This is a genomic window from Actinomadura gamaensis, from assembly GCF_042652125.1.
GTDB classification, from domain to species: Bacteria; Actinomycetota; Actinomycetes; order Streptosporangiales; family Streptosporangiaceae; genus Spirillospora; species Spirillospora gamaensis.
The window spans coordinates 836,665-862,054 of record NZ_JBHSIT010000003.1 but is presented as its reverse complement, the minus strand read 5'-3'; the positions used below and the strand labels follow the sequence as shown (position 1 = coordinate 862,054).

The 25,390-nt window shown below is 71.7% G+C and carries 24 protein-coding genes; 16 read left to right on the top strand and 8 right to left on the bottom strand.

Annotated elements, in window-relative coordinates:
• The first annotated feature begins 1,039 nt into the window (after nucleotides 1-1,039).
• Nucleotides 1,040-2,851: a hypothetical protein gene (locus tag ACFPCY_RS14160; RefSeq protein WP_378255102.1), complete on the top strand. Its 1,812-nt coding sequence runs from the start codon at nucleotides 1,040-1,042 to the stop codon at nucleotides 2,849-2,851.
• A 740-nt stretch (nucleotides 2,852-3,591) separates the two neighbouring features.
• On the opposite strand, the gene ACFPCY_RS14155 is transcribed toward ACFPCY_RS14160, so the two are convergent.
• Together ACFPCY_RS14155 and ACFPCY_RS14150 are read right to left on the bottom strand one after the other, a co-directional pair.
• Nucleotides 3,592-4,371 carry a hypothetical protein gene (locus ACFPCY_RS14155; protein WP_378255100.1) on the bottom strand — a complete coding sequence of 260 codons (780 nt, stop codon included), beginning with the start codon at nucleotides 4,369-4,371 and terminating at the stop codon, nucleotides 3,592-3,594.
• A gap of 139 nt (nucleotides 4,372-4,510) precedes the next feature.
• Complete coding sequence (locus ACFPCY_RS14150; RefSeq protein ID WP_378255098.1) at nucleotides 4,511-5,173, bottom strand: thiaminase II/PqqC family protein; 663 nt, start codon at nucleotides 5,171-5,173, stop codon at nucleotides 4,511-4,513.
• Nucleotides 5,174-5,303: 130 nt separating this feature from the next.
• Between ACFPCY_RS14150 and ACFPCY_RS14145 the strand changes: the two genes are divergently transcribed.
• Together ACFPCY_RS14145 and ACFPCY_RS14140 are read left to right on the top strand one after the other, a co-directional pair.
• The gene (locus ACFPCY_RS14145) at nucleotides 5,304-6,587 is read left to right on the top strand and encodes a citrate synthase (RefSeq protein WP_378255096.1); all 1,284 of its coding nucleotides are present in this window, start codon (nucleotides 5,304-5,306) and stop codon (nucleotides 6,585-6,587) included.
• Between the two features lie 238 nt (nucleotides 6,588-6,825).
• Nucleotides 6,826-7,755, top strand: a complete 930-nt coding sequence (locus ACFPCY_RS14140; RefSeq protein ID WP_378255094.1) for a hypothetical protein — start codon at nucleotides 6,826-6,828, stop codon at nucleotides 7,753-7,755.
• An 842-nt stretch (nucleotides 7,756-8,597) separates the two neighbouring features.
• Here the strand turns inward: ACFPCY_RS14140 and ACFPCY_RS14135 are convergent.
• On the bottom strand, nucleotides 8,598-8,858 hold the full coding sequence (locus ACFPCY_RS14135) for a hypothetical protein (protein ID WP_378255170.1): 261 nt from the start codon (nucleotides 8,856-8,858) through the stop codon (nucleotides 8,598-8,600).
• Between ACFPCY_RS14135 and ACFPCY_RS14130 the strand changes: the two genes are divergently transcribed.
• Complete coding sequence (locus ACFPCY_RS14130) at nucleotides 8,743-8,994, top strand: cellulose binding domain-containing protein (protein WP_378255166.1); 252 nt, start codon at nucleotides 8,743-8,745, stop codon at nucleotides 8,992-8,994. The genes ACFPCY_RS14135 and ACFPCY_RS14130 overlap by 116 nt on opposite strands.
• A gap of 481 nt (nucleotides 8,995-9,475) precedes the next feature.
• Here the strand turns inward: ACFPCY_RS14130 and ACFPCY_RS14125 are convergent, their stop codons facing one another.
• Both ACFPCY_RS14125 and ACFPCY_RS14120 read right to left on the bottom strand, forming a co-directional pair.
• On the bottom strand, nucleotides 9,476-9,634 hold the full coding sequence (locus ACFPCY_RS14125; protein WP_378255092.1) for a DUF4291 family protein: 159 nt from the start codon (nucleotides 9,632-9,634) through the stop codon (nucleotides 9,476-9,478).
• A 69-nt stretch (nucleotides 9,635-9,703) separates the two neighbouring features.
• Nucleotides 9,704-10,042 (bottom strand): hypothetical protein, encoded by a 339-nt coding sequence (locus ACFPCY_RS14120; protein ID WP_378255090.1) that lies wholly within the window; start codon nucleotides 10,040-10,042, stop codon nucleotides 9,704-9,706.
• 400 nt (nucleotides 10,043-10,442) lie between these two features.
• Between ACFPCY_RS14120 and ACFPCY_RS14115 the strand changes: the two genes are divergently transcribed.
• From ACFPCY_RS14115 to ACFPCY_RS14100, 4 genes are all read left to right on the top strand, one after another.
• The gene (locus ACFPCY_RS14115; RefSeq protein ID WP_378255164.1) at nucleotides 10,443-11,309 is read left to right on the top strand and encodes a helix-turn-helix domain-containing protein; all 867 of its coding nucleotides are present in this window, start codon (nucleotides 10,443-10,445) and stop codon (nucleotides 11,307-11,309) included.
• A gap of 117 nt (nucleotides 11,310-11,426) precedes the next feature.
• Entirely contained in the window at nucleotides 11,427-11,828 is a 402-nt protein-coding gene (locus ACFPCY_RS14110; protein ID WP_378255088.1) for a nitroreductase family deazaflavin-dependent oxidoreductase, read from the top strand.
• 324 nt (nucleotides 11,829-12,152) lie between these two features.
• The gene (locus ACFPCY_RS14105) at nucleotides 12,153-13,205 is read left to right on the top strand and encodes a phosphotransferase enzyme family protein (protein WP_378255086.1); all 1,053 of its coding nucleotides are present in this window, start codon (nucleotides 12,153-12,155) and stop codon (nucleotides 13,203-13,205) included.
• A 716-nt stretch (nucleotides 13,206-13,921) separates the two neighbouring features.
• Complete coding sequence (locus tag ACFPCY_RS14100) at nucleotides 13,922-14,788, top strand: NAD(P)-dependent oxidoreductase (RefSeq protein ID WP_378255085.1); 867 nt, start codon at nucleotides 13,922-13,924, stop codon at nucleotides 14,786-14,788.
• Here ACFPCY_RS14100 and ACFPCY_RS14095 read toward each other — a convergent pair.
• On the bottom strand, nucleotides 14,764-15,609 hold the full coding sequence (locus ACFPCY_RS14095) for a histidine phosphatase family protein (protein ID WP_378255162.1): 846 nt from the start codon (nucleotides 15,607-15,609) through the stop codon (nucleotides 14,764-14,766). The two genes, ACFPCY_RS14100 and ACFPCY_RS14095, sit on opposite strands and share 25 nt — an antisense overlap.
• Before the next feature lie 47 nt (nucleotides 15,610-15,656).
• Between ACFPCY_RS14095 and ACFPCY_RS14090 the strand changes: the two genes are divergently transcribed.
• From ACFPCY_RS14090 to ACFPCY_RS14070, 5 genes are all read left to right on the top strand, one after another.
• Entirely contained in the window at nucleotides 15,657-16,049 is a 393-nt protein-coding gene (locus ACFPCY_RS14090; RefSeq protein WP_378255083.1) for a VOC family protein, read from the top strand.
• Between the two features lie 48 nt (nucleotides 16,050-16,097).
• Nucleotides 16,098-17,192, top strand: coding sequence for a hypothetical protein (locus ACFPCY_RS14085; protein WP_378255081.1), 1,095 nt, complete (start codon nucleotides 16,098-16,100; stop codon nucleotides 17,190-17,192).
• Nucleotides 17,193-17,617: 425 nt separating this feature from the next.
• A complete protein-coding gene (locus ACFPCY_RS14080) occupies nucleotides 17,618-18,811 on the top strand; it encodes a hypothetical protein (RefSeq protein WP_378255079.1) in 1,194 nt (397 codons plus the stop codon).
• Nucleotides 18,808-20,280 carry a serine/threonine-protein kinase gene (locus tag ACFPCY_RS14075; RefSeq protein WP_378255077.1) on the top strand — a complete coding sequence of 491 codons (1,473 nt, stop codon included), beginning with the start codon at nucleotides 18,808-18,810 and terminating at the stop codon, nucleotides 20,278-20,280. The genes ACFPCY_RS14080 and ACFPCY_RS14075 overlap by 4 nt, the downstream gene beginning before the upstream one ends.
• 62 nt (nucleotides 20,281-20,342) lie before the next feature.
• Entirely contained in the window at nucleotides 20,343-21,779 is a 1,437-nt protein-coding gene (locus ACFPCY_RS14070; RefSeq protein WP_378255075.1) for an AAA family ATPase, read from the top strand.
• On the opposite strand, the gene ACFPCY_RS14065 is transcribed toward ACFPCY_RS14070, so the two are convergent.
• The gene (locus tag ACFPCY_RS14065; RefSeq protein WP_378255073.1) at nucleotides 21,776-22,354 is read right to left on the bottom strand and encodes an SRPBCC family protein; all 579 of its coding nucleotides are present in this window, start codon (nucleotides 22,352-22,354) and stop codon (nucleotides 21,776-21,778) included. The two genes, ACFPCY_RS14070 and ACFPCY_RS14065, sit on opposite strands and share 4 nt — an antisense overlap.
• A 61-nt stretch (nucleotides 22,355-22,415) precedes the next feature.
• On the opposite strand from ACFPCY_RS14065, the gene ACFPCY_RS14060 reads away from it, so the two are divergent.
• Nucleotides 22,416-22,997 (top strand): TetR/AcrR family transcriptional regulator, encoded by a 582-nt coding sequence (locus ACFPCY_RS14060; protein WP_378255071.1) that lies wholly within the window; start codon nucleotides 22,416-22,418, stop codon nucleotides 22,995-22,997.
• Between the two features lie 7 nt (nucleotides 22,998-23,004).
• On the opposite strand, the gene ACFPCY_RS14055 is transcribed toward ACFPCY_RS14060, so the two are convergent.
• Nucleotides 23,005-23,808 (bottom strand): ABC transporter ATP-binding protein, encoded by an 804-nt coding sequence (locus ACFPCY_RS14055; protein ID WP_378255069.1) that lies wholly within the window; start codon nucleotides 23,806-23,808, stop codon nucleotides 23,005-23,007.
• Nucleotides 23,809-24,088: 280 nt separating this feature from the next.
• Between ACFPCY_RS14055 and ACFPCY_RS14050 the strand changes: the two genes are divergently transcribed.
• Together ACFPCY_RS14050 and ACFPCY_RS14045 are read left to right on the top strand one after the other, a co-directional pair.
• On the top strand, nucleotides 24,089-24,604 hold the full coding sequence (locus tag ACFPCY_RS14050) for a hypothetical protein (RefSeq protein WP_378255067.1): 516 nt from the start codon (nucleotides 24,089-24,091) through the stop codon (nucleotides 24,602-24,604).
• A 73-nt stretch (nucleotides 24,605-24,677) separates the two neighbouring features.
• Nucleotides 24,678-25,376, top strand: a complete 699-nt coding sequence (locus ACFPCY_RS14045; RefSeq protein WP_378255065.1) for a thioesterase family protein — start codon at nucleotides 24,678-24,680, stop codon at nucleotides 25,374-25,376.
• The last annotated feature ends 14 nt before the right edge of the window (nucleotides 25,377-25,390 follow it).

Sequence of the window (25,390 nt, the reverse complement as noted above, 5' to 3'; positions counted from 1 at the left end):
CCAGACCACCCGACATCCACCACGCCATCCGCCATCCGCCCCAACCCACCGCACGACCAGCCCCACACCCAACCCCGTGCCCAGCCCTCCTAACCCGTCGGCAAGGACCTCAAGCCCCCTCCGACCTCCACCAAGCCGACAACGCATCCGCCTGCCCGCCGGTGGCCGCAAAGAGCCCACCAAGGAGATAGCGACTAACCCATCCACCGCAGCGTCACCCGTTTCGGTCGCGAGCCCTCGCCCGCTCAAGCTCCGCAGCCGGATCTCCACCCGAGAGGCAGCTCACCAAAGCCCTCCGGCATCCCCTCACGAGCACCCCACCGCGCCAACGCCCACCCAATACGCAGAAGAAGAGCAACCCCACCCCGCCCTGCCGCGCCCCAAGACTGCGCTCGCCTCCACGCGGACACGGCACCCGGACGCCGCCTTGAACGCCACATCCAAACGCCGCCCTGGACACCGCATCCGGACGCTGCTCTGGACGCCGCGGGTCAGCCTCAGGGAGCCGCCCTCTACCAATCGTTCAGCTAAGACCCGGATGTCGGAATCCCACTTGAGTGCCCGCGCGCGATCGTCGGGCACGGTTCGACTCACCCGCCCTCAACTGTGACCAATGTTCAACGCTGCGTAGCCAGATTGACTACGATCGGCTTCCTGACGGTGACCACCGCGATCCCCCGGGGCGAAGATGAACCGTTTCCTGGCAAAGCTCGGCCATGTGCGCCTCCCCGGCGGGCCACCTCCCTGCACATGCGGCCTCCTGGGCTGCACGGCCCTGGCGAGCGTGCTCTACCTCCCCACCCACGCCGCCCGCGTCCCGCACATGCCCAAGACGATGCCCCTCACAAAGATCGCCCCCAGCGCCCTAGCCCCGCTTCTCGACGTGCAGACCTCCACCTCAGAATGGCTGGACAGGCGCTCCTCCCCCCACTCACACGCAACGTCAGCTCCCCTTTACCCGCTGACCTCCGCGCCCAGGCTGAGCCAGACCGCCCTCACCCTGAGCCAGACCGCGCCCACGCTGGGCAAAGCCGCACTAATGCTGGACGAGGCCGCGCCACCGCTCGCCGGGCCGGTTCCGACGCCCGCCGAGGCAAGGTCATCATTGCGCGACGCCGAACCCGCGCTGGGCACCGCGCCCACACTCGGCGAGGCCGAGCCAACGGCGAGCCACGCCGCGCCCGTACTGGGCGAAGCCGAGCCGACGCCCGCCCCGACAAGGCCGACATCGGGCAATGCCGAACCCACGCTGGGCACCGCGCCCACACTTGGCAAGGCCGAGCCAACGGCGAGCCACGCCGCGCCCGTACTGGGCGAAGCCGAGCCGACGCTCGCCGGCATGATGCGGACGTTGGCCGACACAGAACCGACGCTGACCGATGCGGCACCAACCCTGGGCACTGCAGAGCGGACGCTGACCGGGGCGGTACCGACGCTGGGCAATGCAGAGCGGACGCTGGTCGAGGCGGTGCCCCGAGTCCGGAGCATTGCGCCGGCACCGGGTCACTCAAAACCGACCTTCAGCAGAACGCCGTTGGCCTTTGGCGCAGCGGCACCAGCAGTGGCCTTCTCTTCCCGGCCACCCCTGCACATCGCTGATTCGGTCCTGACTCACATGCCGCTCAATCCGCAGCAGAGCTCTCCCACTGCGAGCACCGCAAGCGCGACCAAGAGCGGCACCGAGCGGGACCGGCGCACTCGGGGCTTTCTCGGGCCCACTGAAGTGAGCCGCACGCGCTCGTCCACGGCACGCACGCCCGACCCTCGCGATGTCGTGCCCAGTCATTGCCTCAGTCCCGAGTCATACAGCGACTGGTACACCGCGCAGATGTGTCGCGCGGCTTGGGTTGCCGCCCTGCGCGGACAGCTGACATCGCCGCGATACGCCCGAACGCCACCTCCTTCGTCCACCCGGAGCCGTAAGGATTTCAGCGACTCTGCCAGAACGCCGATGGCCCCTTCACCGCGCAAGCAGTCTGCGGAAGTCTCGAAGAAGCCCCCGACCCGCCGCGATCCGGCGCACCCGAGTCGTTCCACCTCGTCCGCACATCCCACCCCCCTTCCCTCCGCAAGCCGAGAGGTCCCTTCCGCATCCCATTCCGACAAGCAGCGTTCTCTCACGAGTTCGCTTCGGCCTCTGATTCTTCTCGGCATCCTCCTCTCTGCCATGGCCGCGGTCGGTTACCCCTTCCGCCGCCGGATCTACGCCCTCGCAGGCTCCGTTCTCCTCTCCCAGCCTCTGTCCGACTCCTTCGAGGGCGAGCGGACACTCCATTTCTCCTACCGGCCGGCCGTCGACCCTTTCGCCATCCCGCTCTTCGGCCTCACTGGCCCCGGAGCGCCGACCACGGCGCGGGTCTTCACGCTGGCCGCGCTTGAGGAGTGCGCCGATACGGCTCTCGTCGTCATTCCTCGTGCGGATGCCACAGCGTTGTTCGGTCTTGCCGAGGACGAGTTGCTCGACGAACGCATCGACTCCCTCTTCATCCCCGGCAGTCTGGACGCCGCGCTGGCCTACCTTGAGACAGAACTCGCCGTCCGCCACGAGCACGGTTCAACCGGCGAGCGCCGCCTCCTGCTCATCGCCGACTGTGAGAAGGAAGCCCGCCGGATCATCGAACTCGCGGCGCATCACTCAACGCAGTTCTCCGCCGTCCTGCTTGGCGAGTGGCCCGGCGACAAGGCGACCGTGGACGACGACGGTCTCCTGGCCGCCCCGTCGACTCTCTCGGACCACCTCCCGGTACGTCTCCCCGCCGTCTCCCGCACCGAGGCCCGGGACCGACTTCTCGACGTGCTCGGACTCCATCCCCACCGACCTCACTCCCGCAAGCGCAACAAGATCTCCTAATCTCCGGCTCCCTCCGAGCAATACGACTTCCCCGAGCAACGCATACGTCGACAGGCTGGCGAATACTGCGGGGCCTGCTGCAGCAACCCGACCCCAACCACCAGGCCAGCGCTCGTACCCACGGTCGGCGTACAGGTCGGTGGCGTACCGCGCCGCGGTGACCGCGTGGTCCGCGTCGGCGAAGTGCGGGACCTGCGGGCTGATCGACAGCACCTGGTGGTCGATTCCGGCCGAGTCCATCAGCTCGAAGCGGGCCGTCGTTGTCACGACGGTCCCAGCGATGGTGAAGATTGACGCTCCGGCGGAGGGGATCAGCAGGCCAAGCCCGGGCGCCTTGCTATGAGCGGAGGCCAAGCCCAGAGCTCGCACCTCACAACCAGCAATCCGCAAGTCAAACCCGCCCGTCCCGTCCCGCGGCACGACGCGGCGCGGCGCCCGGCACGACGCGGCGCGGCGCCCGGCACGACGCGGCGCGGCGCCCGGCACGGCGCCCGGCACGACGCGGCGCGGCGCGGCGCCCGGCACGACGCGGCGCGCGGTCCCGCAACGCGCGGTCCCGCAATGGGCAGTCCCGCACGGCGTATCGGGTGCGGCGTACGGCGTGTGGCCTACGTCGTGCATCGCACCCGTGCGACGTGCCGCTTACGGCGTGCCGCGTGCAGCTGCGGCGTCCAGCGTGCGGGCCACGGCGTCTCTGGCGTACCGCGGCGACTCGCCCTGGGCGGGACTGATCGCTTTCATCACGGTTCGTTGGCGGCGGTCTGGGCTCGAGCACTGATGAGGGCCTGGAGGACGCGGCGGAGCGTGAGGGCCGGCGGCGGTTCGTCGGTGCGGCGTTCCAGGTAGGCGCTGCATTCGTTGAGCCAGGCGCGAAGGCCTTCCTCGCAACGTTCCTCCTCGCGTTTGAACCGCTGGAAGACCGCCTGGCGACGGTCGGCCTCGACACGAGCCTTGAGGTCGTCGTCCTTTGCGAGGTTCTGGACGTCGGTGAGGACGTACCGGCCGAGGCGGTCGACGGTGAGGTTGCGCTCGGCTGCGATGGTCTCGAAGGTGTTGCGGGGCCAGTCGAGGATCCGCGCCGCGCCCTTCGGCTCGACGGACTCCACGAGCGGGCCCTTTCGGGCGCGGACGACCTTGGTGACGGTGTCAGGGGCGAGGGCGTCGAGATCGCGCAGAAGGTAGAGGCGGTGGCCCCGGAACAGGCCGACGACCTCGAGAGCGTCCTGCGCGACGAGAACCTCGACATCGGCGCGCTCCACGTCCATCCTGACGCGAGCGGCGAGACGTGCGGCGGCGCGTTCGGCGCCTATGGGCGGCTCATCGCCGAAGGCGGCCTTGATCGCGTCGACGCGCTCGACGCACTGGGCCGCGGTCTTCGGGCCCCAGCGGTCGCCGGGCCTGTCGGGTTCCGGAACCATGTCGTGTTCCCTGGCGAGGCGGAGCTGCCAGGAGGCGAGTCCGAGCCGGGTGGCGAGCAGGCGGTGGGAGATGCCGTCTCGGGTGGTGTCTGCGAGCGTCATCGCGACTCCTTTCGGTCTGGTGCTGGACGGTGACGCCCTCCCAGATTCCAGCGACGGCCGCTCGCGAGAGAACCGAACTCAATTCTGTGGAAAACTCGTCCACTCCACTACCGCAGGTAAGTCACGCCGAGTTCGCCGCCTACGAAAGCCCTTCTGCCAGGGCCGTCCAGAAGTCGGTCTCGTACGCGTGCAGGAAGTCGGCGGCCTGCACGGCGCTGTCCGGGTCTTCCCCCGCTTCGAGTCCTGCGGCGATGACAGCCGTCGCCTGGTCCACGAACCCGGGGGGCGTCTCGGCGAAGTACCGGAAGAACGCGACGGCTTCCTCGGACAGTTCGTAGCGCGCCCGCAACGCCGTGGCCGTCCGGGCGCAGAAACTTCCCCACTCTTCGAGGTTGGCCAGCATCGCCAGAGCGACCTCGCTCCGTGTCCCGAAGGCGGCTCGTTGTGCCAGGTACGCCGGGTAGGACTGCGCTCGTGGCCGCGGCACATAGGAATTGAGATCCTTCTCACTCCAGCCGAGCGCCGAAGCATAATCCGCGAGCAAGGTCAGCGCTCGATTTTCGCCCTGCGCGAGCGCGAGGAAGAACTCTCCCGCAGGAGCTTCGGCGAACCGCGCGGACAGGAGCGCGAAGCTCCGCCTGTCACTGTCGACGATCCGGAACTCTTCCCCTGCCAGCCAGGCCAGGCGTTCCCTCGGCACCGCCCCTTGTTCCAGGAGGTCGAGGAACCGGTTCTCGCCTCCTGCGTGCGCGATACGGCCACGGGTCCGGTCGACGAGTTCGATCGCTTCAGTGAGAGCCATGTCACTCAGCGCAACACCGGATGGCCGGTCCGTCAACACCCGGGCCCGGAATCGACCATCATGATCACGTGACTACCATGAAGGGCGGAACGTCTACGCAGGTGTAGGCGGAAGTTGGGAGCGACCGAGTATGTCCGAATTCGAGCTCAACCACGCGGGTGGGCGGCTGCCCCTCGAGGTGACGGAGGCGACCGAGGGACCCTCGGGCCTGGGGATCGGGTCCCTGCTGAAGGAGACCGGTCACGTCACCCTCGACCCGGGCTTCACCAACACCGCCTCCACCACGTCCGCGATCACCTACATCGACGGGGACGCGGGAATCCTGCGCTACCGCGGCTATCCGATCGAGGAGCTCGCCGAGAAGTCGTCCTTCCTGGAGGTCGCCTACCTGCTCATCTACGGTGAGCTGCCGACCGCCGACAAGCTCCAGGAGTTCACCGAGCGCATCAAGCGCCACACGCTGCTGGACGAGAAGTTCCGCGCGTTCTTCTCGGCCTTCCCGCGTCGCGCGCACCCGATGGCGGTGCTGTCGTCCGCGGTGAGCGCGCTGTCGACCTTCTACCAGGACAGCCTGGACCCGTTCGACGACGAGCAGGTCGACGTCTCGAGCATCCGGCTCATCGCGAAACTGCCGACGATCGCCGCGTACGCGTACAAGACGTCCATCGGCCAGCCGCTGCTCTACCCGGACAACTCTCTGAGCTACGTGGAGAACTTCCTCCGCATGACCTTCGGGCTGCCCACCGAGAACTACGAGGTGGACCCCGAGATCGTGCGCGTGCTGGACATGCTGTTCATCCTCCACGCCGACCACGAGCAGAACTGCTCCACCTCGACGGTCCGGCTGGTCGGCTCCAGCCAGGCCAACCTGTTCTCGTCCGTTTCGGCGGGTGTGGATGCGCTGTTCGGTCCGCTCCACGGCGGCGCCAACCAGGCGGTGCTGGAGATGCTGGAGCGCATCCACCAGGACGGCGACAACATCGAGAGCTTCGTAGAGCGCGTCAAGAACAAGGAGCCCGGCGTCAAGCTGATGGGCTTCGGACACCGCGTCTACCGCAACTACGACCCGCGCGCGGCCGTGGTGAAGAAGGCCACGTCGAAGGTCCTGGACGCGCTGGGCGTCTCCGACCCGCTGCTCGACCTGGCGATGCGCCTGGAGGAGGTGGCCCTCCACGACGACTACTTCATCGAGCGCAAGCTCTACCCGAACGTCGACTTCTACACCGGGGTCATCTACAAGGCGCTCGGCTTCCCGACCAACGCCTTCACCGTGCTGTTCGCGCTCGGCCGCCTTCCCGGGTGGATCGCCCAGTGGCGCGAGATGATGAACGACCCGGCCACGAAGATCGGTCGTCCGCGCCAGGTGTACGTGGGCGAAGGCGAGCGTCACTACACGGACATCGCCAACCGCTGACCTGCGCGAGGTCTCGGCTCACAGGGCCGGACGCCAAGGCTTGAGCCTGGCGTCCGGCCCTGAGCTTTTCCCGTCCTCACCGACGTCGCGCTCTCTTCATCTTTTCTCGGCGACGCGCACGTAGAGCGCGTCTGACCCTGATCCGTCGAGTTATCCACAGAATGGAGTTCGGTTAGTCTCGCGCGGCGCGGCGCTCCAGCCTGGTTCGTGTACCCGACCAGGCCCGAGGAGGCCCCCGATGACCGAAAACTTCCGTCTCACCGTTCCCGACCGCACGTCCTGGACGTTCGTCGTCGCGGCCGAGCAGTGTCCCGACGACCTGCCGGCCGCCATCTTCGAACATGTCGCCGCCCCGTTCGCCACCCACGCGATGCGGCGTCTCGGAGATCCCCAGCTGACCGTCTCGGCCCGTCCGGCGGCCGGCTCGCCCTGGGACCTCAGCAAGATCACGTCGTTGGACGACGAGGACGACCGCGACGGCGATCTCGCCTACCTGCGCTCGGCCGACTGGAACATCGGCGTGAGCGCCACGCTGCCCGCCCTCGACCGCCCCTTCGGCGCCCGCATCGCCCGCGCCGCCGCGCACGCCCTCCGCGAGGCCACCGACGGCATCCTCGCGGACTACGACCTCGGCATCGTCCTGCCGACGCCTCAGCAGGACGACGGCGGGCGGTTCGTCCTCGCCGACGACTGGATCATCACCGTCTACACCGGTCATGGGAATTCTCCGTGTCCCGCCGGCGATGCCGACATCGACGGCTGCGCCTGCCTCCAGCTGTCCACTCGCGGTATGCAGCGCCTCGGCCTGCCCGAGCTCCGCATGTCCGGTGTCGCATGCGTCCATGATCTGGCGGCGACCAACGTCCTCCGCAGCCTGAGCAGGCGGTTACTGCCTCTCGGCATCACCCACGGCACGCGCGTCATGCCGGGGGAAGCGCTCGTGACCGGCGGAGACTTCGCCGAGTACTGGGGCACGGACGACCCGATGTGGAACGACGGTCCCGTCCCCGTCCAGCTGTCCCCGATCAGCAGCGACCTGCTCGAGGTCAGGCCGCCGGACGACTACCCCGGAAGCGTGAACGAGTGGCTCTGGGACGAGCTGCCGCCGGTCGTCCACGAACTCCTCGGCTGCGATCCGGACCCCACACCGGGGTTCTACGCGAGCTGATCCCCCAGCGCCGTCATTCGATGAAGCACGTTGAGGCCCTCAAGGAGGAGCGCGTTGCCGCTACTCGGTGGTGGGTGAGCACAAGCAACGACCGATGTCCCCGGCCGGTTCGAAGGCCCCCGCCAGGCTCGACTTCCCAGCTCGCGACCAGGCAGTTGAGATCTCCGGCTCGTCCAGGCTCCCCATGGGGAACATCAGATGTCGGCCCCGCCTCCTGCTCGAATGCATACCTGGCGCGTCGGGACGTCGGGACGTCGGGACGTCGGGATGTCGGGGCACGGTGCCTCGCGTTGTGCTGTGCCAAGTAACCGAGTCAAAGGAGGCGGTGAGCGAGGTCCTCGTGGAGGGCTTGAGGGATGCGGCACGGAAGACAGGCTCGATAGAAGGTAGCGGCGAGCGATGGGCGTTTCGGAGTCAGAGGTGACGTGTCCTGAACCGGAGGTCGGAAGGCTACGGAAGGAGGCGTCGGAGCCGATCGGTTGTTGATAGATTCTCGTCGCTCGTGATGTGTTGATTTGTCCTGGCTTGATGTGCGGCAGCCGGACTTGCGTGGGCGGGGTCGGTGTCGTGGTGACCGAACAGGGGCGACGGCGGGTCAAAGGGCGGAGACGGCGTCCGAAGGCGGGAGTGGGACAGCGCGTCGGCGGACGGACGATCGCGCTTGCCCTGAGTGGGATCGGCGTCGTCGGAAGTCTGGCGTTCTTCGCCGTCCATGCGACTGGTGGCGGAGCCGAAGCGAAACCTCCCGGATGTGCCTTGGGATGCGCTGCCAGCCCGACGAGGTCTCCGCTGGCCGGTCCGACGATCGAGGCGGTCGTCCCGCCGCGGCCTGGCGCTCATGCTCAGGCGTCTGGCGGAACGACCACGTCGTCCCCCAGTAGAACTGCTTCGGAGAGTCCGAGTCGAAGCACGCAGCCGTCGTCGTCACCGCCATCGGGGACGTTGGCCGCCTCGTTCTCCGTTTCGAACTCCTGGGGATCCGGCTTCATCGGGACGCTCACGGTCGTCAACCGCGGGAACTCCCCTGTCTCCCTGTGGCGGCTCTCGGCGCAGTTCTCGAACGCGGTGATCATGTCGGTGTGGTCGCCGAGCGGGTCGGTCACCGGGTCTCATTCGGGCGGACGGCTTGACGGCGTCGGCCGGGGCTTGGGGCCTGGACGATCGATGCAGATCAGCTTCCAGGCTCAGGGGCGTCCCGGCGCGCCGGCCGCATGTTCCCTCAACGGCCGTTCTTGTTAGGCCCATTGCGGCGGTTGAAGCGGGCAGAGTTCGGAGCTTGGCGCGCGGCTCGCAATACGTCCGCCTCCCAGAATCGGGTGGCGGAGGACGTGCCGGTCAACGGGCTGACCCCCCGGGCCATCTGCGGCACTGGCTGACACGTCCAGAAGCTCCGTGCTCGCGCGCTGCGCGCAAAACTCGACGAAGCGATGACCAAGCCAGCAGCACGACCCGCGAGCCGGTGCGAAGCGGCACGGACCTGGGACGGAGCACGGGGTGACGGGGGCGCGCGAAGCAGGGCGGAGGTGGGAGGAAGCACCGGGGAGACGGGGCCCAGCGCGGGTGGAGCGGGGCGGGCGATGGTGCGGCTGGGGAAGGGTGGTGGTGGCGTAGAGAAGGCTGGACTGAAAGGGGAACGCTTCGTCCAAATTTCGTGGGTGATGCGGACGGCCGGGATTCTTTCCTGGGCGGGGTTGCGGGGTCGGCCGCTGCGGGCCATGAGTCAGGGGAAGGAGGGCTTGATTCGCGTCGTGTTGGTGCGGGAGAAGCGCGGGAGGAAGTGGCCGTGGTTTTGGGGCGGGGCGGCGGTGGGCGGGGAGGAGGCTTGGTAGGCGGTGAGCGAGTCATGGTCGTATGCGGCTCGGGTCTCGCGTGTCCGCATGGTGCCTCCTCCCCGGTGATCGGAGGGGCAGCGTGCCTGTGGCCGAGGTGACGGGGCGAAGGGGTCTCGTCAGCTCGCGCGCAGGTAGGCGACCCGGACGGAGAGGCGGTCCTGGAGGAGGGTGATGGCCTCGTCCACGGTCGGGGCGGCGGCCTGGACGCGGAGGGAGCGGCCGTCGATGGTGACGACCGCCTGCGCCAGGGCCGGGCGCGGCAGGGACGGGTCGGCGGCCATCGTCAGCGTGCCGCGGACGGTGGCGGTGGGCGCGGCGACGTCGGCCAGGGCCGCGCGGACGGCGGCTTCGGCGGAGGCGCGGGCGGCCTCCGGCACTCGGCCGGTCGTGAGGAAGCGGATGTCCATCGGATCCCCCTGTGTCGGTGTCGTGTAGCCGGGAGGCGTCGTGTTCATCTCCTCCCAGCAATGGAAACGTGCCGTCGCAGCGGACATCACCGTCCGCGGGCGAGAGGTGCGTCACGCGCTGCGACGGCTCGTCCGGGAAGGAGGGAGAACGGCACGTCAGGGCGGGTGACACGGGCGGCGTGACGGACGGACGTGAGAGACTTCACGCGTCCGGTGGAGGCGGGCGCGAACGGTTCGGCGGCCGAACCGAACGGGACGCCCGGTTGGGGCGGATCGGCGCGTGTCACTTCGGCACGTTCCGGAAGCGATCCGGCGAGGCGGGCGGCGCGGGGCGGTGTGATCCTCTACGATGGTCGGTGCCGTTTCGCCAAGACTGGCTGGTGACCCCTTGCCCCAGGACGCTGCTGCACCGATTCCTCCAGCGGAGGGCGACGCCACGCCCGGACGACTGCTCGACTACCCGCGTCGCGGCGGTCCGACCGTGCTGCGCATCCTCCTGGGGGCGCAGTTGCGCCGGCTCCGCGAGGAGAAGGGGATCTCGACCGAGGACGCCGGGTACGAGATCCGGGGCTCGCACTCGAAGATCAGCCGGATGGAGCTCGGCCGCGTCGGCTTCAAGGAGCGCGACGTCGCCGACCTGCTGACCCTGTACGGCGTGACGGACCCCGCCGACCGCGCTCCCCTGCTGGAGCTCGCGCGCGAGGCGAACACGCCGGGCTGGTGGCATCGCTATGGCGACGTCCTGCCGAACTGGTTCGAGACCTATCTCGGACTAGAGGAGGCGGCGTCCCTGCTGCGCTGTTACGAACTCCAGTTCGTGCCAGGTCTGCTGCAGACGGAGGACTACGCGCGGGCCGTCGTCCGCCTCGGTCACCCCGACGCGACCGAAGAGGACGTCGAGCGGCGCGTCCGGCTGCGGATGACCCGGCAGGAGCGGTTCGTGGAACCGGGTGCGCCGACGCTGTGGGCCGTGCTGGACGAGGCCGTGCTGCGCCGTCGTCTCGGCGGTGACGAGGTGATGCGCGGTCAGCTCCGGCATCTCGTCGAGATGGCCGACCTGCCGAACGTCACGCTCCAGGTGGTGCGGTACGAGGCGTCCGAACCGTGCGCCACCGGTGGACCGTTCACGATCCTGCGCTTCGCGGAGCCGGGCCTGTCGGACGTCGTGTACCTGGAGCAGCTCACCAGCGCCCTCTACCTGGACAAGCCCGCCGACGTGGACACCTACATGCGCGTGATGAACGACCTGTGCATCACCGCGTCGCGTCCGGACGAGACGATCCGCTTCCTCAACTCGCTGCTGAACGAGATTTGACCGTCCGCTCCCGCGTGGCCGGTGAGCCGGCGGGAAGGTCCTCGTGCCGACGGACGTTGTCCCGGTCGCGCGGCCGGCGCGCCGCGCGTACATCCGTCCGGTGAACGAGGAGGACCCATGCTTTTCGGCAAGGACCACGTCAAGCGCTACCAGGAGACCGACGGCGCGGAGGGCCACGAGTGGAACGGCACGGTCACGCTGCTGCTGACCACGGTGGGACGCAAGTCGGGCCAGGAGCGCACCACTCCGCTCATCTACCAGCAGGACGGTGATGACTACGTGGTCGTCGCGTCCAAGGGCGGAGCCGACGAGCACCCGCTCTGGTACCTGAATCTCCAGGCCAACCCCGAGGTGAAGGTCCAGGTGAAGGGCGACCGGTTCAAGGCCCGGGCCCGCACCGCGACGGCCGACGAGCGTCCGCGCCTCTGGCAGAAGATGGCCGCCGTCTGGCCCGACTACGACAACTACAAGACGAAGACGGACCGTGAGATCCCGGTAGTGATCCTCGAGCGCGCCTGACCGCCCGCGTTCGGCGTCGCCTTTTCGAGTGCGCCAAGCTATCCGCCCGCGCGGACGTGAGGAATTCGAAGCCTCACGACCGCGTGGGCTTCTTCATGCCGTGGCGCGGTCGTCTCGCCGCGCATCGCCTCGCTGACGCGGCGATCGTCTCGCGCGTGGTGTCCTCCCGCTTTTCCCTGCGTGCGGGCGACTGCTCGCAGCCGGCGCGGTCATCGACGCGGGGGCGGTGCGGCGGATACCGGTGGTTCGCTTTCGTGGGCGAGGGGTCAGCGTGTAGCGTCGCCGTGAGAACATCCGTTCGACCGAGTCCAGCGAGGGACCGAGGTGCCGACGTCATCGCGGGTTCACGACGACGAGCCGCTGCCGCCGCGGCTGCCGCGTCGTTGGGAGATCGAGGCCGGGGGCGCTCCGGAGCCGCTGGCCGGTGGACGGGATCGGCGGTGGCGGCTGGACGCGGAGGGCACGTCCTACCTGCTTCGCGAGCATGAGACGCCCGACCGCAAGCGGATTCGCGTCCGGCACGAGGCGATGGCCGCGCTGGACGGCGCCGGGCTTCCCGTACTCGCGCCGGTCCCCGCGCGCAACGGCAAGACGCTGGTGGTCGCCGGTGGGCGCGGTTACGAGCTGTTCCCCTGGGCGTCCGGTCGGCGGCGGGACGGCCTGGAACTGACGTTCGTCCAGTGCGAGCGTCTCGGGGCGCTGCTCGGGCACCTGCACGTCGAACTCGATCGGGCGACGGGCGCGGTGCAGCAGAGCATGCTGGTGCCGACGTCCCGGGCGTCCGCCGCGATCGCGGACGTGGACGCCGCGCTCGACGAGACGCCCGACGACGGAACCGATTTCTCCGCGCTGACCGTCCGGCGGTTGCGGGAGCGGCGCGAGCTGCTGGAGGAGTTCGCCGACCACCAGCCTCCGGAGATCGATACGAGCGTGGTCGGACGGCTGCACGGCGCGTTCCATCAGGAGCATCTCCGTTATGGACGGTCGGGCGAGGTGTCGGCCGTGCTTGGTTGGGACGCGCTGACCACCGGGCCGCTCGCCGGAGAGGTCGTCGATGCCGCGGCGCGGCTGTTCGCCTGCGGGGACGACCGCGGGCTCGATCTCGACCGCGTGCAGGCGTTCCTGCGCGGGCACCGGTCGGTGGTCGATCTGGACGCGGGGCAGATCCAGTCGGCCGTCCATCGGGCGTGGTGGGAGCGGCTGTGCGACGTGGCCTCGCTGCGGCAGCGGTATCTCGGTGACGAGTCGGCGGAGTCCGACGGCGGCGGTGCGTCCACAGCGCTGATGGCCTGGTGGTCCGCCAACCTTGAGCGGACACTCGACGCGTTCGCCGCCCCTTACACGACGGTCGCCGACGACAACCCCGCCTACGGCTGAGCCACGGCGTCGCGCGACCGACCAGCCTCGCACGACCGACCAGCCGCGCACGATGACCCGCAGCGTCGCGCGATTGGCCAGCCTTGCACGACTGACCGGCTATGCACGGCTGACTTGCGGCCGCGCGTGACAATTCCCAGCCTCGCGCGGCTAACCCGCGGACTCGCACGGCTGAGCTGCGGCCTCGCACGGCTAACCCGCGGCCACGCGCGTGACGGGCCCGCGGCCTCGCGCGGCTGAGCGGCCTCGCGCGCTGACCTGCGGCCACGCGCGACGGGGCCGCGGCCTCGCACGGCTGAGCGGCCTCGCGCGGCTGACGTGCGGCCTCGCGCGGTTGAGCTGCGGCCTCGCGCGCTGACCTGCGGCTTTGTGTGACGGGCCCGCGGCCTCGCGCGGTTGACCTGCGGAGTCGCGTGGTTGAGCTGCGGGCTCGCGTGACGCGCCCGCGGAGTCGCGCGGTTGAGCTGCGGGCTCGTGCGGTTGGACGTGGGACTCGCGTGGTGGACCGGCCTTGTGTTGCAGGACGCTCGGCGTGGTTGAAGCGCGTTGCAGCGGCGTCTGAGTCGGGAGGAGCGGTCGCATCGGGTGGCTGTTTGATGGGGTGATGGCTGGATTCGGACCTTGCGGGGGTCTGAGGAGCGTCGGCGGGTGATCTGGGTAGGGGGTGGGGTGAAGCGCGGTGCGATGGGTGCCGGGTCGGCTCTGGGAGGTTCGGGATGACGGCTGTGGCCTTGCTCGGGACGGGGATCATGGGGGCCGCGATGGCGCGGAACCTGGTCGCCGCGGGGCTGGACGTGACGGTGTGGAATCGCTCTCGGGCTCGCGCGGAGCCGTTGGCCGAGGTGGGGGCGCGGGTGGCGGACTCGGCCGGTGAGGCGGTCGCGGACGCCGACGTGATCGTCACGATGCTCACCGACGGCGACGCCGTGCACGCGGTGATGGCGGACGCGGCTCCCTCCGCCCGCGCGGGGGCGGTGTGGGCGCAGATGAGCACGGTCGGTCTCGCGGCGCTCGGGCCGCTGTCCGCGCTGGCCGGACGGCACGGTCTCGCGTTCGTGGACGCGCCGGTGCAAGGTAGCAGGCAGCCCGCCGAGGAAGGGAAGCTGATCGTCCTGGCGGCGGGGCCGGAGGCGGCGCGCAAGGCGGTCCAGCCGGTGTTCGACGCCGTCGGGCAGCGGACGCTGTGGCTCGGCGAGGACGGCGCGGCCGGCGGCGGGACGCGGCTGAAGATGGTCACGGTGGGCTATGCGATCACGCTGACGTCGCTGGTGGCCGAGTCGCTGGCGCTGGCGGAAGGGCTGGGGCTCGATCCGCGCGCCTTCGGGGAGGTCGTGAGCGGCGGTCCGCTCGACAGCGGCTACCTCCAGACCAAGATGCGGGCCGTCCTGGAGCGGGATTTCAGTCCGACCTTCACCGTGGTGAACGCGACGAAGGACACGGGGCTCATCATGGAGGCGGCGTCGTCCGCCGGGGTCCGGGTGGACCTCACGGACGCCGCGCGACAGCGGTTCATCCGCGCCACCGAGCAGGGGCACGGCGAGGAGGACATGGTCGCGAGCTACTTCGCCGGGTTCGCGTCCTGAGTGTCGTGGTCGTCCTGGACCTTGCGTCCGGCCTGGAGGTCGCGTCCGGGTTGGAGGTCGCGTCCGGGTTGGAGGTCGCGTCCGGGGCGGAGGTCGTGCGCGGGCTGGAGACCGTGTTCGGGGCGGAGGTCGTTTGCGGGCTGGACGCCCTGGTCGGCGTGGGGGTCGAGGGTGGCGGTGCTGGTGCCGAGGACGACGGAGAAGTCGTCGTCCTCGCCGGGGCGCAGTTCGACGATCGTGCCGTTCGGGGTGGCGCCGACGTCCGCGAAGCGGCGGAAGGCGCGCATCTGCTCTGGGGTCGGTTCGGTGATGCCGGTCAGGAGCGTCCACATGACGGCGCGCATGAACAGGCCGTGGGTGAAGACGGCGATGAGGCCGTTCTCCGGGCGGGCGGCCAGAGCGGCGACCGTCGCGCGGGCGCGCGTGACCAGGTTCTGGAAGGACTCGCCGTCGCCGCCGTCCATGTAGGACGGGTCGAGACGGTTCCAGTAGGCCCTGGCATGAGGGCGGCGTTCGGCGCTCGTCGTGTTCGCCTCGTGCATGGAGCCCAGGTAGGTGAACTCCTGGACGGGCCATTCCTCGTAGGGGACGCCAGGGAAGCGTGCGCATGTGGGCAGCGCCGTCTCGCGGGCGCGCGCGAAGGTGGAGCTGACGATGAGGGACGGCGCGGACGTGAACAGCGCCGCGACGCGTTCGGCCTGGCGGCGGCCGTAGGCGGTGAGCGGGCTGGCTCCGGGACCGTTCGCCGGGAGGCCCGCGTTCGATTCGCTCTCCCCGTGCCTGACCATCCAGACGCGCCGGGGGGCGGCTTCGGTGTCCATCACACGGATAAGGCTGTCATACCGTCCGGCTGGGAATGATGGGGCGCATGGAGGTTCTGAGCAGCCGTGTCCTGATCCGTCCCGCCGATCCCGAGCGGGCGCGCCGGTTCTACCGGGACGTGCTCGGGCTCGCGGTGTACCGGGAGTTCGGGCCGCCGGACGATCCCGGCCTGGTGTTCTTCCTCGGTTCCGGGTTCCTGGAGGTGTCCGGGCGCGGGCCCGGTCCGGTGGGCGAGGGCGCGCCGATGCTGTGGATCCAGGTGCGGGACGTCCGGGCCGAGCACGAGCGGCTGGCGGCGGCGGGTGTCCGGGTGACGCGCGAGCCGCGCGTCGAGCCGTGGGGCCTGGTCGAGATGTGGATCGAGGACCCGGAAGGTGTCCGGATCGTCCTGGTCCAGGTGCCGGACGACCATCCGCTGCGCCGCGACCAACGCGGATAAATCTGGAAAATACTGGAACTCACTGGAAGTCGCGCTACGCTCTCCGGCATGTCCGGACCACCCGGCTCCTCCCCCGACGCGCTGGAGGAGCGCATCGCCGAGCTGCGCGCGGCCGTCCGGCGTGCCGTCGCGGGCGGCGACCGGGAGTCCGCACGGCGTCTGCGCGCGGAACTGCGCCGGGCGGAGCAGGCGTGGGACGACGCGGTCCTCGGCGGTGAGGCCGCTGCCCAGTCGTCCGGTTCGTCCGATGCGTCGGACGGCGCGCTGGCCACCACATCGGGCGGCGTGTCGGGCGGCGGGTCAGGCCGCACGCCGGGCAGCGGGTCAGGCCGCACGCCGGGCAGCGCGCCGGGCAGCGGGCAGTCTTACGGCTCGTTCGCCGTCGGATCCTCCGGCCCGTCTGGCATCGCGCGTCTTCAGGATGAGCGCGCCGTGCAGGCGCGCGGGCTCGTTCCCGTCCGGGAGCAGGTGCACCAGGCGTTGACTCTGCTGGCCGTGCCCGCCGCGCCGAAGCTGGTGGGGGCGGTCTACGGAGCGTTCTTCCCTGGAGAGATCCAGGCCACGCGGCTGACGAGCCTGCGGCGTGACGAGGAGCGGTCGTTCCGTTCCTCGCCTTACGCGCGTCCGTATTACCTGTGCGCCGCGCTCACCGCGGACCTGCTGGCTCCGGCGCGCGGGTTGCTGACGGTGAGCACGTGGCCGCTGCGGCAGCGGATCGTCGGACCGCTGAGCGCCCGCGTGGACTTCCTCACGGCCGCGATCCGGGTCGCGGAACGCGCCCAACACACCGATACCGGACGGGACGCGCGCGTCCAGCGGCTGCTGTGGCGGTTCGCCGCCACCATTCCGGGGGCGGCGGACGGTACGGTCGGGACGGACGGGGCGACGGATCCGGCCGTGGTCGCCGAGGCGGCCCGGGCGGAGCTGGACGTGCACCGCGACGCCGACGAGCGGGATCGCGCGGCGGCGGCCCGGCGCGCGGCGGACGCGCTGGACGACGCGGCGCTGCTGTTCGGCGGCGGGCTGCGCGTCCTCCCCCGCCGCGCGGCCACCGGCGACACCCCCGGCGCGAGGCCGGGCGACAGCGACGACAGGCGAACGGGCTCCGGCCCCGACGACACGACGAACCGGCGACGGCGATGAGCAGAGACGACGACCCCACGGCGACGAGCCCCACGGCCCCCGGCCCCACGCCGCCCAGCCACACGGCACCCCGCCAAACGGCGCCCAGCCCCACGGCCCCCGGCCAAACGGCCCCCGGCCCGACGCCGCCCGGCCACACGGCACCCGGCCACACGGCACCCGGCCACACGGCACCCGGCCACACGGCACCCGGCCACACGGCACCCGGCCACACGGCACCCGGCCACACGGCACCCGGCTCGACGGCACCCGGCCACACGGCGTTCGGCTCGACGGCGTCCGCCCATACGGCGAACGGTCCCACAGAACCCGGCCAAACGGCTTCCCGCCCGACGGCGAACGGCCACACGGTGAACGGTTCCGCGGCCACCAGCCACGCGGCGAGCGGTCACGCGCCAAAGGGGCACGCGGCGAGTGGCCACGCAGTGAGCGGCGACGCGGCGAACGGGCAGGCGGTGCTCGACCTGTCCCATCTGCGCGGCGGCGAGGCTCCGCGCAATCACGACGCGCGTACGATCGCGGCGCTGACCGCGAATCCGGGCTGCGCGCGGCGCGGGGTGATGGACGCCGCCGGGGTGGACAAGGACGCCGTGGCGCGGCGGCTCGGGTTCGCCGCGCCGTTCGGGCAGTCGCAGTTCGCGATCACGCGCGGGAACGCGTTCGAGGCGCAGGTGAAGGCGGACGGCTGCGCCGAGCTGCTGGCCCTGCTGCGCGACCGGCTCGGGCTGGAGATCCCGGAGGTCTCCTACGACGACCTGGAGTCGGTCGGGACGGAGAGCCGCGAGGTGCGGCACGCCCGCACCCGGCACCTGATGGCGCGCGCCCTGGAGACGGGCGAGGGCACGCTGTTCGACCATCCGCTGCTGCGCCTGGACATCGCCGGCCAGCGCGCCTACCTGGAGCCGGACGTGATCGCGTTCCAGCTCGGCGGCCGGTTCCACGTCGTGGAGGTCAAGTCGTTCGCGGTGGTGGACGGCCAGGCCGAGCCGGAGCAGGTCGCGGCGGCGGCCCGGCAGTCGGCGGTGTACGTGCTGGCGCTGCGCGAGCTGGTCGCGGATCTCGGGCACGATCCGGAGCGGGTGTCGCACGAGGTGTTCCTCGTCTGCCCGGAGAACTTCTCGAACCGTCCGACCGCCACGCCGCTGGACGTCCGGCCGCAGCTCGCGACCGTGAGGCGGCAGCTCGACCGCCTGACCCGGGCCGACGACATCGCCCGGCAGCTTCCCGAGGGGTGCACGTTCGCGCTCGACGAGAACCTGCCCGAGGCGGTGCGCGCGGTGGAGGCCCGGTACGCGCCGGAATGCATGGCGAGCTGCGAGATGGCGCTGTTCTGCCGGGACGAGGCGCGCGCGTGCGGGGCGACGGGGACGCTGGGCCGGAACGTCCGCGACGAGCTCGGCGGCGTGGACAGCCTGGTGACCGCGCTGGAACTGGCGCGCGGCGTCCGGGAGCCGTCCGAGGACATGGCCGAGACGGCCGAGCAGCTGCGTCTCGCCGCGCGGTTGCGCCGTGAGGCCCTGGCCGCCGCGCCGACGCCCCCGGCTCCGGCGCGTCCGGCGGCGGCCCCGCTCGTCGGCGGGCAGGCGCGGAGCGCGGACGTCCTGGAGCGGACGGCGTGAGCACGCTCACCGCCCTCGCGCAGATCGAGGCGCTCGCGTCGGGTCGCGCGCAGCCGATCGCGACCGTCCGGCACTGCCATCTGAGCGAGACCCCGCTGGTGATGATCCCGCTGAAGCTGGCGGGTGAGGCGGCGGCGCCGCTGGCGACGATGCTCGGCACCGACCGGGACGCGCCGACGCTCCTGGTCGTCCCTCAGCCGCGCAACCGGGACATGCGGTTCGCGTACGCGGCGGAGCTCGCGAAGGCCGTGCTGGAGCACGTCGAGGCCGAGCGCGGCGCGACGGAGACGCTGGAGCCGTCCAAGGACGGCGAGGAGCGGTTCCGGTACGAGCGCGCGCCGCAGATCGTCGTGCCGAACCGTGGCGGCGTGGGGTTCCTGCGCCTGCTGGGACGGTCCACGCGGTTCCGCAGCACCGAGGGGCCGTGGGCGGTCGATCCGGCCGTCCCGGCGCTGGGCCGCTGGCTGACCTGGTACGCCGACCGCAACGACCGTCCGGGCTCGTCGCTGCTGCTCGCGCTGACCGAGACCCTGCGCCTGCACTGGGCGACCGGGCAGAGCGCGCTGGAGGACGGCAACCTCGGCGCGCTGATGGGCTGGATCGACCCGCCCGAGGGCATGGACGGCCCGGCGGCGGCCGCACGCGCCGAGGACCCGGTGGCGTGCCCGCCCGCCGGTCCGGCGACCGATCCGACGTTCGACAACGAGGTCCTCGCCCCGGCGATCGCGGCGTTCGACGAGAGCGGCGGGGAGCCGCGCGCCGAGGAGCGGATCCGGGCCGCCGTCGCGTCCCAGCTCCGGCCCACCTGGGACCTGGCGTGGCGGGCGCTGGACCTGCTGCGCGCGCTCCCCGAGGGCGCCAGCGTCGCGAAACGCTGGGAGCGGGACCGCGACTCGTTCACCTACTTCCACCGCGAGTTCGCCGAGAACCCGCCGCAGGCGAAGCTCGACGACGCCGTCCGGGCCGCGCGCCGCCTGCACGATCTCGAACGCGCGCAGGAGTCGTACGAGGCGCAGCGCGCGTTCGACGATCCGCTCGTGATGGCCGAGCAGCGGCTCGCGGGCCAGGCGTTCGGCGGCGTGGTCACCGAGGCCGCCCCGACCCGGCTGGACGAGTCGGGCAAGCGCCCGAAGCTCCGCCCGCACGTGTGGATCCGCACCGAGGACCCGATCCGGCTGGAGGAGGGCACGACGGTCGTGAACGCCGCCCGTCCGGGGCTCAAAGGCCGGATCGTGGAGATCGACGGTGGTGACGTCCTGCTGGAGCTGACCGGCGGCATGGGACGCAAGCTCACCCCGGAGGCGGGCGTCGTCCCCGAGCCGGGGCAGCAGGTCGTGTTCACGTCCCGCACGGCCGACTCGTGGGGTGCGGGCAAGTTCCCCGAACGCGAGGACACGCCGTGGACGCACGGCGGCCCGCCCGCCGAGTACGAGCCGACCAGCGAGGACGCGACGGAGGTGTGGTCGTGAGCGCGGACCCGCGATCGAGCGACGACCCGAACACGAGCGCAGGCACGCGGGCGGACACGAGCGTGAGCGCGCAGGCGGACACGAGCGTGAGCGCGCAGGCGGACACGAACGCGAACACGTCGGCGGGCACGAGCGCGGGCGCGCGGGCGGACACGAGCGCGGGCGCGCGGGTGGATGCGGGCGCGGCGCGGGCGGGTGGGCCCGGCGCGGAGGCGAACCGGGTCGTCGAGGCCGTCCTCGCCGACCTGGCGCGGGACCACCGCGGCGTCGTCGTCGACTCGCCGCCCGGCGCGGGCAAGTCCACGCTGGTCGTCCGGGCGGCGGCGCACCTCGCCGCGGCGGGCGAGCGGCTGATGATCGTGGCGCAGACGAACGAGCAGGTGGACGACCTGATCGACCGGATCGCGGGCGAGCATCCCGCGGTGCCGATCGGGCGGCTCTCGGCGGCGGGGTACGCGGCGTCCGAGCGGGTGACGGCGCACGCGTCGGTGCGGGTCGCGCAGAAGGCCGACGACATCGCCGACCGGACGATCGTGATCGCGACCGCCGCGAAGTGGGCGACGCTGACCGACGGCTCGTGGCCGTGGGCGATCGTGGACGAGGCGTACCAGATGCGCTCGGACATGCTCCTGCGCATCGCCGGACGCTTCGAGAGGGCGCTGTTCGTGGGCGATCCGGGGCAGCTCGACCCGTTCTCCACCGTGGAGGTCGAGCGCTGGGCGGGCCTGTCGTGGGATCCGATGCGCAGCGCCGTGTCGGTGCTGCTCGCGCACAATCCCGAACTGCCGGTGCACCGTCTTCCGGTGTCGTGGCGGCTGCCGGCGTCGGCGGCTCCCGTGGTGTCGCAGGCGTTCTACCCGTTCACCGGGTTCCGTTCGGGCACCGGCCCCGGAGACCGGCGGCTGGAGCTGAGCGCGGGCGGGATGGGCACGACCTACGACCGCGCGGTCGAGGAGGCCGCGGCGACGGGCTGGTCGCTGTACGAGCTGCCCGCGCGGCACACGCTGCGCACGGACGCCGAGGCCGTCCGCGCGACGGCGGCGCTGGCCGTCCGGATGCTCCAGCGCGGTCCCGTGGCGCACTCCGAGCGCGGCGAGGCCCCGGTCGGCGCGGACCGGATCGCGGTCGGCGCGGCGCACCGCGACCAGGTCGCCGCGATCCGCGCCGCGCTCGGCCCGCATGCGGGCGAGATCACCGTGGACACCGCCAACCGGCTCCAGGGCCGCGAGTACGACGTGACGGTCTTCCTGCATCCGCTGTCCGGACGGCGCGACGCGACCGCGTTCCACCTGGAGTCGGGACGGCTGTGCGTCCTGGCGTCGCGGCACCGGCACGCGTGCCTGGTCGTGGCGCGGGCTGGCATCCCGGAGCTGCTGGACGCGCATCCGTCGGCGGAGCCGGTGCGGCTCGGCGTCCCGGTGAGGTTCCCGGACGGCTGGGAGGCGAATCAGGCGGTCCTGGCCCACCTCGCCGGACACCGCGTCCGCGCGCACGCCTAGGCCCCGGACGGCGAGGGGGCCGAGGCCAGTGACCGGAGCAGCCTGACGCGGCGGGACCAGCGGGCCGGGGCGTCGATCCGGCCTGTGCAGGACTGCTCGACGCGGTCGAAGCAGTCTTCGATCAGGGCGTCGTGAAGCCATCGATAGGCCAGCGGCCAGGTGAGCCGGGCCGGGCCGGTGACGGTCATCGCGAGAGTGTGGCGCAGCATCGTCGCGGCATCAGCGAAACCGGCGGCATCAGCGACAGCGGCGGCATCGGAGGCATCAGCGGCGTCGGTGGCATCGGCTGCGCCGTCGCCGACCGGACGGACCGACAGTTCGTGGAAGCCGTTGAAGCCGCGCGGTGCGGTGAAGGCGAAGCGCACCCGGCGTCCGGGGACGTAGGCGGCGACGGTGTAGCGGATGGGGCCGTGCCCGCCGGCGGAGCCGACCGCGAGGCCGCCGTCCAGGCGCATGCGCGGCCAGTTCTCCACCGGCCAGAACCGGTCGTCCGCGCTGGCGAGGGTTTCGAGCAGCGCGCCGACCCGCTCGACGGGCGCCGCGATGCGCCGTTCGTGGACGTTGCGTACGGCCATGGTCCGCTCCCACGGTTTTAGAGGAATCACTCCATTTGAAATGGAGAGTACTCTCTATTTCATGGTCCGGCCATCTCGCCACGATCCGTCCGTGCTCGTCGACGCCGCCGTCCGTCTCGCCGCCGCGGAGGGACCGGCCGCCGTGACGATGGCGGCGGTGGCGAAGGCCAGCGGCGCTCCCAACGGCTCGGTGTACCACCGGTTCCCCAACCGCGCCGCGCTGCTCTCCGAGCTGTGGATCCGCACCGTCGAGCGCTTCCAGGACGGTTACCTCGCCGCCCTGGCCTCCCATCCCGACCCCGCGCGCGCGGGCGCAGCCGCGGCCCGCCACGTGGTCTCCTGGAGCCGGGCGAACCCGGAACAAGCCGCCGTCCTCCTGCACGGCGCGGAGGCGTTGGGCAGGAAGGAATGGCCCGCGGCGCAGGCGGCCCGGGCCGATGCCGGGACCGAACGCGCCCGCGCGGCCCTGGCAAGCCTCGCCAAGCGCCTCGACGCCTCCACTCCCGTGGACGTCGACCGCGTCACCCTGGCCGTCGTTGACCTTCCCTTGGCCCTCGTCCGCCGCCACCTTCGCGCGGGGGCGCCCCTGCCCGCGCACGCCGAGGATCTGGCCGAGGAATGCGCCGCCGACCTGCTCCGGTGAGGGGGCGCTAGCGGCCCGCGGTGGCGGCCCAGCGGCCGTTGGAGCGGGTGATCGTGACCGGGTGGTCGAAGCAGGCGCTGACCAGTTCGGTGGTGAGCACCTCGTCCGCCGGGCCGGACGCCAGCACCGCACCGTCGCGGAGCAGCATCGCGTGGCTCGTCGAGGTCGGCAGCTCCTCCAGGTGGTGGGTGACGAGGACGGTCGTCAGGTCCGGCCGGTTCTCGCGCAGGACGTCGATCGCGGCGAGCAGCCGCTCGCGGGCGGCGAGGTCGAGGCCGGTGGCGGGCTCGTCCAGCAGGAGCAGCGGCGGGTTCGGCATCAGCGCGCGGGCGATCAGCGCGCGGCCCCGCTCGCCCTGCGAGAGGTTCGGCCAGCGCGCGTCGGCGCGGGCCGCGAGGCCCATCAGCGCGATCAGCTCGTCCGCGCGGGACAGCTCCGCCTCCGAGGGGGTCCAGCGCGGGACGAGCTCGATGGTGCCGGTGGCGCCGGTCAGCACGATCTCCCGGACGGTCCGCGCCGACTCCAGCGGGTGCCTGGGGTTGACCTGGCCGATCAGCGTCCGCAGGTCGTGCACGTTCACCCGGCCGAGCCGGTGCCCGAGGATCTCGGCGGTGCCGCGCGTGGGGTGGGTGTAGGCGCCGAGGATGCCGAGCAGCGTGCTCTTGCCCGCGCCGTTCGGGCCGATCAGCGCCCAGTGCTCGCCGGTCAGGACGGTCATCGAGACGCGGTCGAGCAGCGTCCGGCCGTCGCGGACGAGCTCGATCTTGTCGGCGTTCAGCACGACGCCGGTCGGGACGGGGACGAGGGACACGGTCGACCTCCTGTTCGGGGCTCGGCGCCGCGCGGGCGGGCGCGGTCCGCGGCGGATGGGCGGAGGCCGGGCGGGCGCGGCGCGTGAGGCGGGCGGAAGGACGGGGCCGCCGGGATCGCCGGGGCGCGCGCGTCGCAGGGGGCCCACGGTATCGGACACGCCGCCGTGCGCCGGGCACGGGGCCGAATCCGGGAGAGATCGAATCCCGTGGGCCCGGTACGCGGGCGCCGCCCTTCCGGATACTGTGAGAACCGGTGCCCCAGCGATCAGGGGGAAGGGCATGGAGGACATCGGCTTCATGTGCGCCCGGTGCGGCGGCGAGGTGCACGACGTGACGCACAACCGCGAGGGCGCGCTCGACACCGTGGGCTACCGGCACAACCGCCGCGTGGAACCGTGGGACCACGCGCTCGAGCTGGCCGTCGGCGAGCCCGCCCCGCTCGATCCGTCGTGCGACTTCTGCGCGGCCCCGGACCCGAGCTGGCTCTACTACCCGACGCTCGACCCCGAGGCGACCGACATGTTCGAGGTCGAGCTCGACACCACGCACCTGTCCGACGACGACACCGCGGTGGCGGTGCTGAACATGCTGTACCCGTGGTTCGCCTGCGACACCTGCTCGGTGCTCGTCGCCGACCGCAACGTCGAGCTGCTCATCGAGCGGGCGCTGGAGTTCCGCCCCGTCCCCGAGGACGGCCCGGTCGACGAGGAGACCGTGCGCGCCCGGCTGACCGGATCCCTGTCGGTGTTCTTCTCGACGCGCCCGGGGCGTCCGCAGCCGTCCCGCGCCCTCTGACCGGAATCCGGGCCGCCTGATCGTCCCCGCTAGGATTCGACCGTTCCAGGTCGTTTCACTCGGGGGTGCGCACATGCTGGTGGAGGCTCGGTTCCACGGTCCGGACAACTCGGGCAACGGCGGGTACGTCGCCGGGCTCCTGGCCGCCGAGGTCGCCGCCGACGTGGTGCGGGTCGCGCTGCGCCTGCCTCCCCCGCTGGAGACCGGGCTGCGCGTGGCCGACGAGGACGGCGCGCGCGGCCGTGTGACGCTCTGGGACGGCGACAGGCTGGTCGCCGAAGCTTCCGCGGACGCGTTCTCCGTCGAGCCCGTGGCGGCCGTCCCGGCGGACGTGGCGGCCCGGGCCGCCGAGAAGTTCAACCCCGGCGGCGACCATCCCTTCCCGCGGTGCTTCGTGTGCGGGCCGGAGCGCGCGCCCGGCGACGGCATGCGGCTCGCCCCCGGCCCCGTGGACGGCGTGGACGGCACGGTCGCCTGCCCCTGGGTCCCCTGGGACGACCCGACGCCCGCGCTCGTCTGGGCCGCGCTCGACTGCCCCGGCGGCTGGGCGTTCGACCCGGCCGGCAGCCGTCCGGCGGTGCTCGGCACGATGACCGCGCGCGTGCACGAGCTGCCCGAGGCGGGCGAGCCGTGCGTGGCGGTCGGCGTCGCGCGGAGCAGGCAGGGGCGCAAGATGTTCGCCGGCAGCGCGGTCTACGGCGCGGACGGCCGGCTGATCGGCCGGGCCGAGCAGATCTGGATCGAGGTCGATCCAGACCAGTTCAGGCCGTAGCGGGGATACTCGGA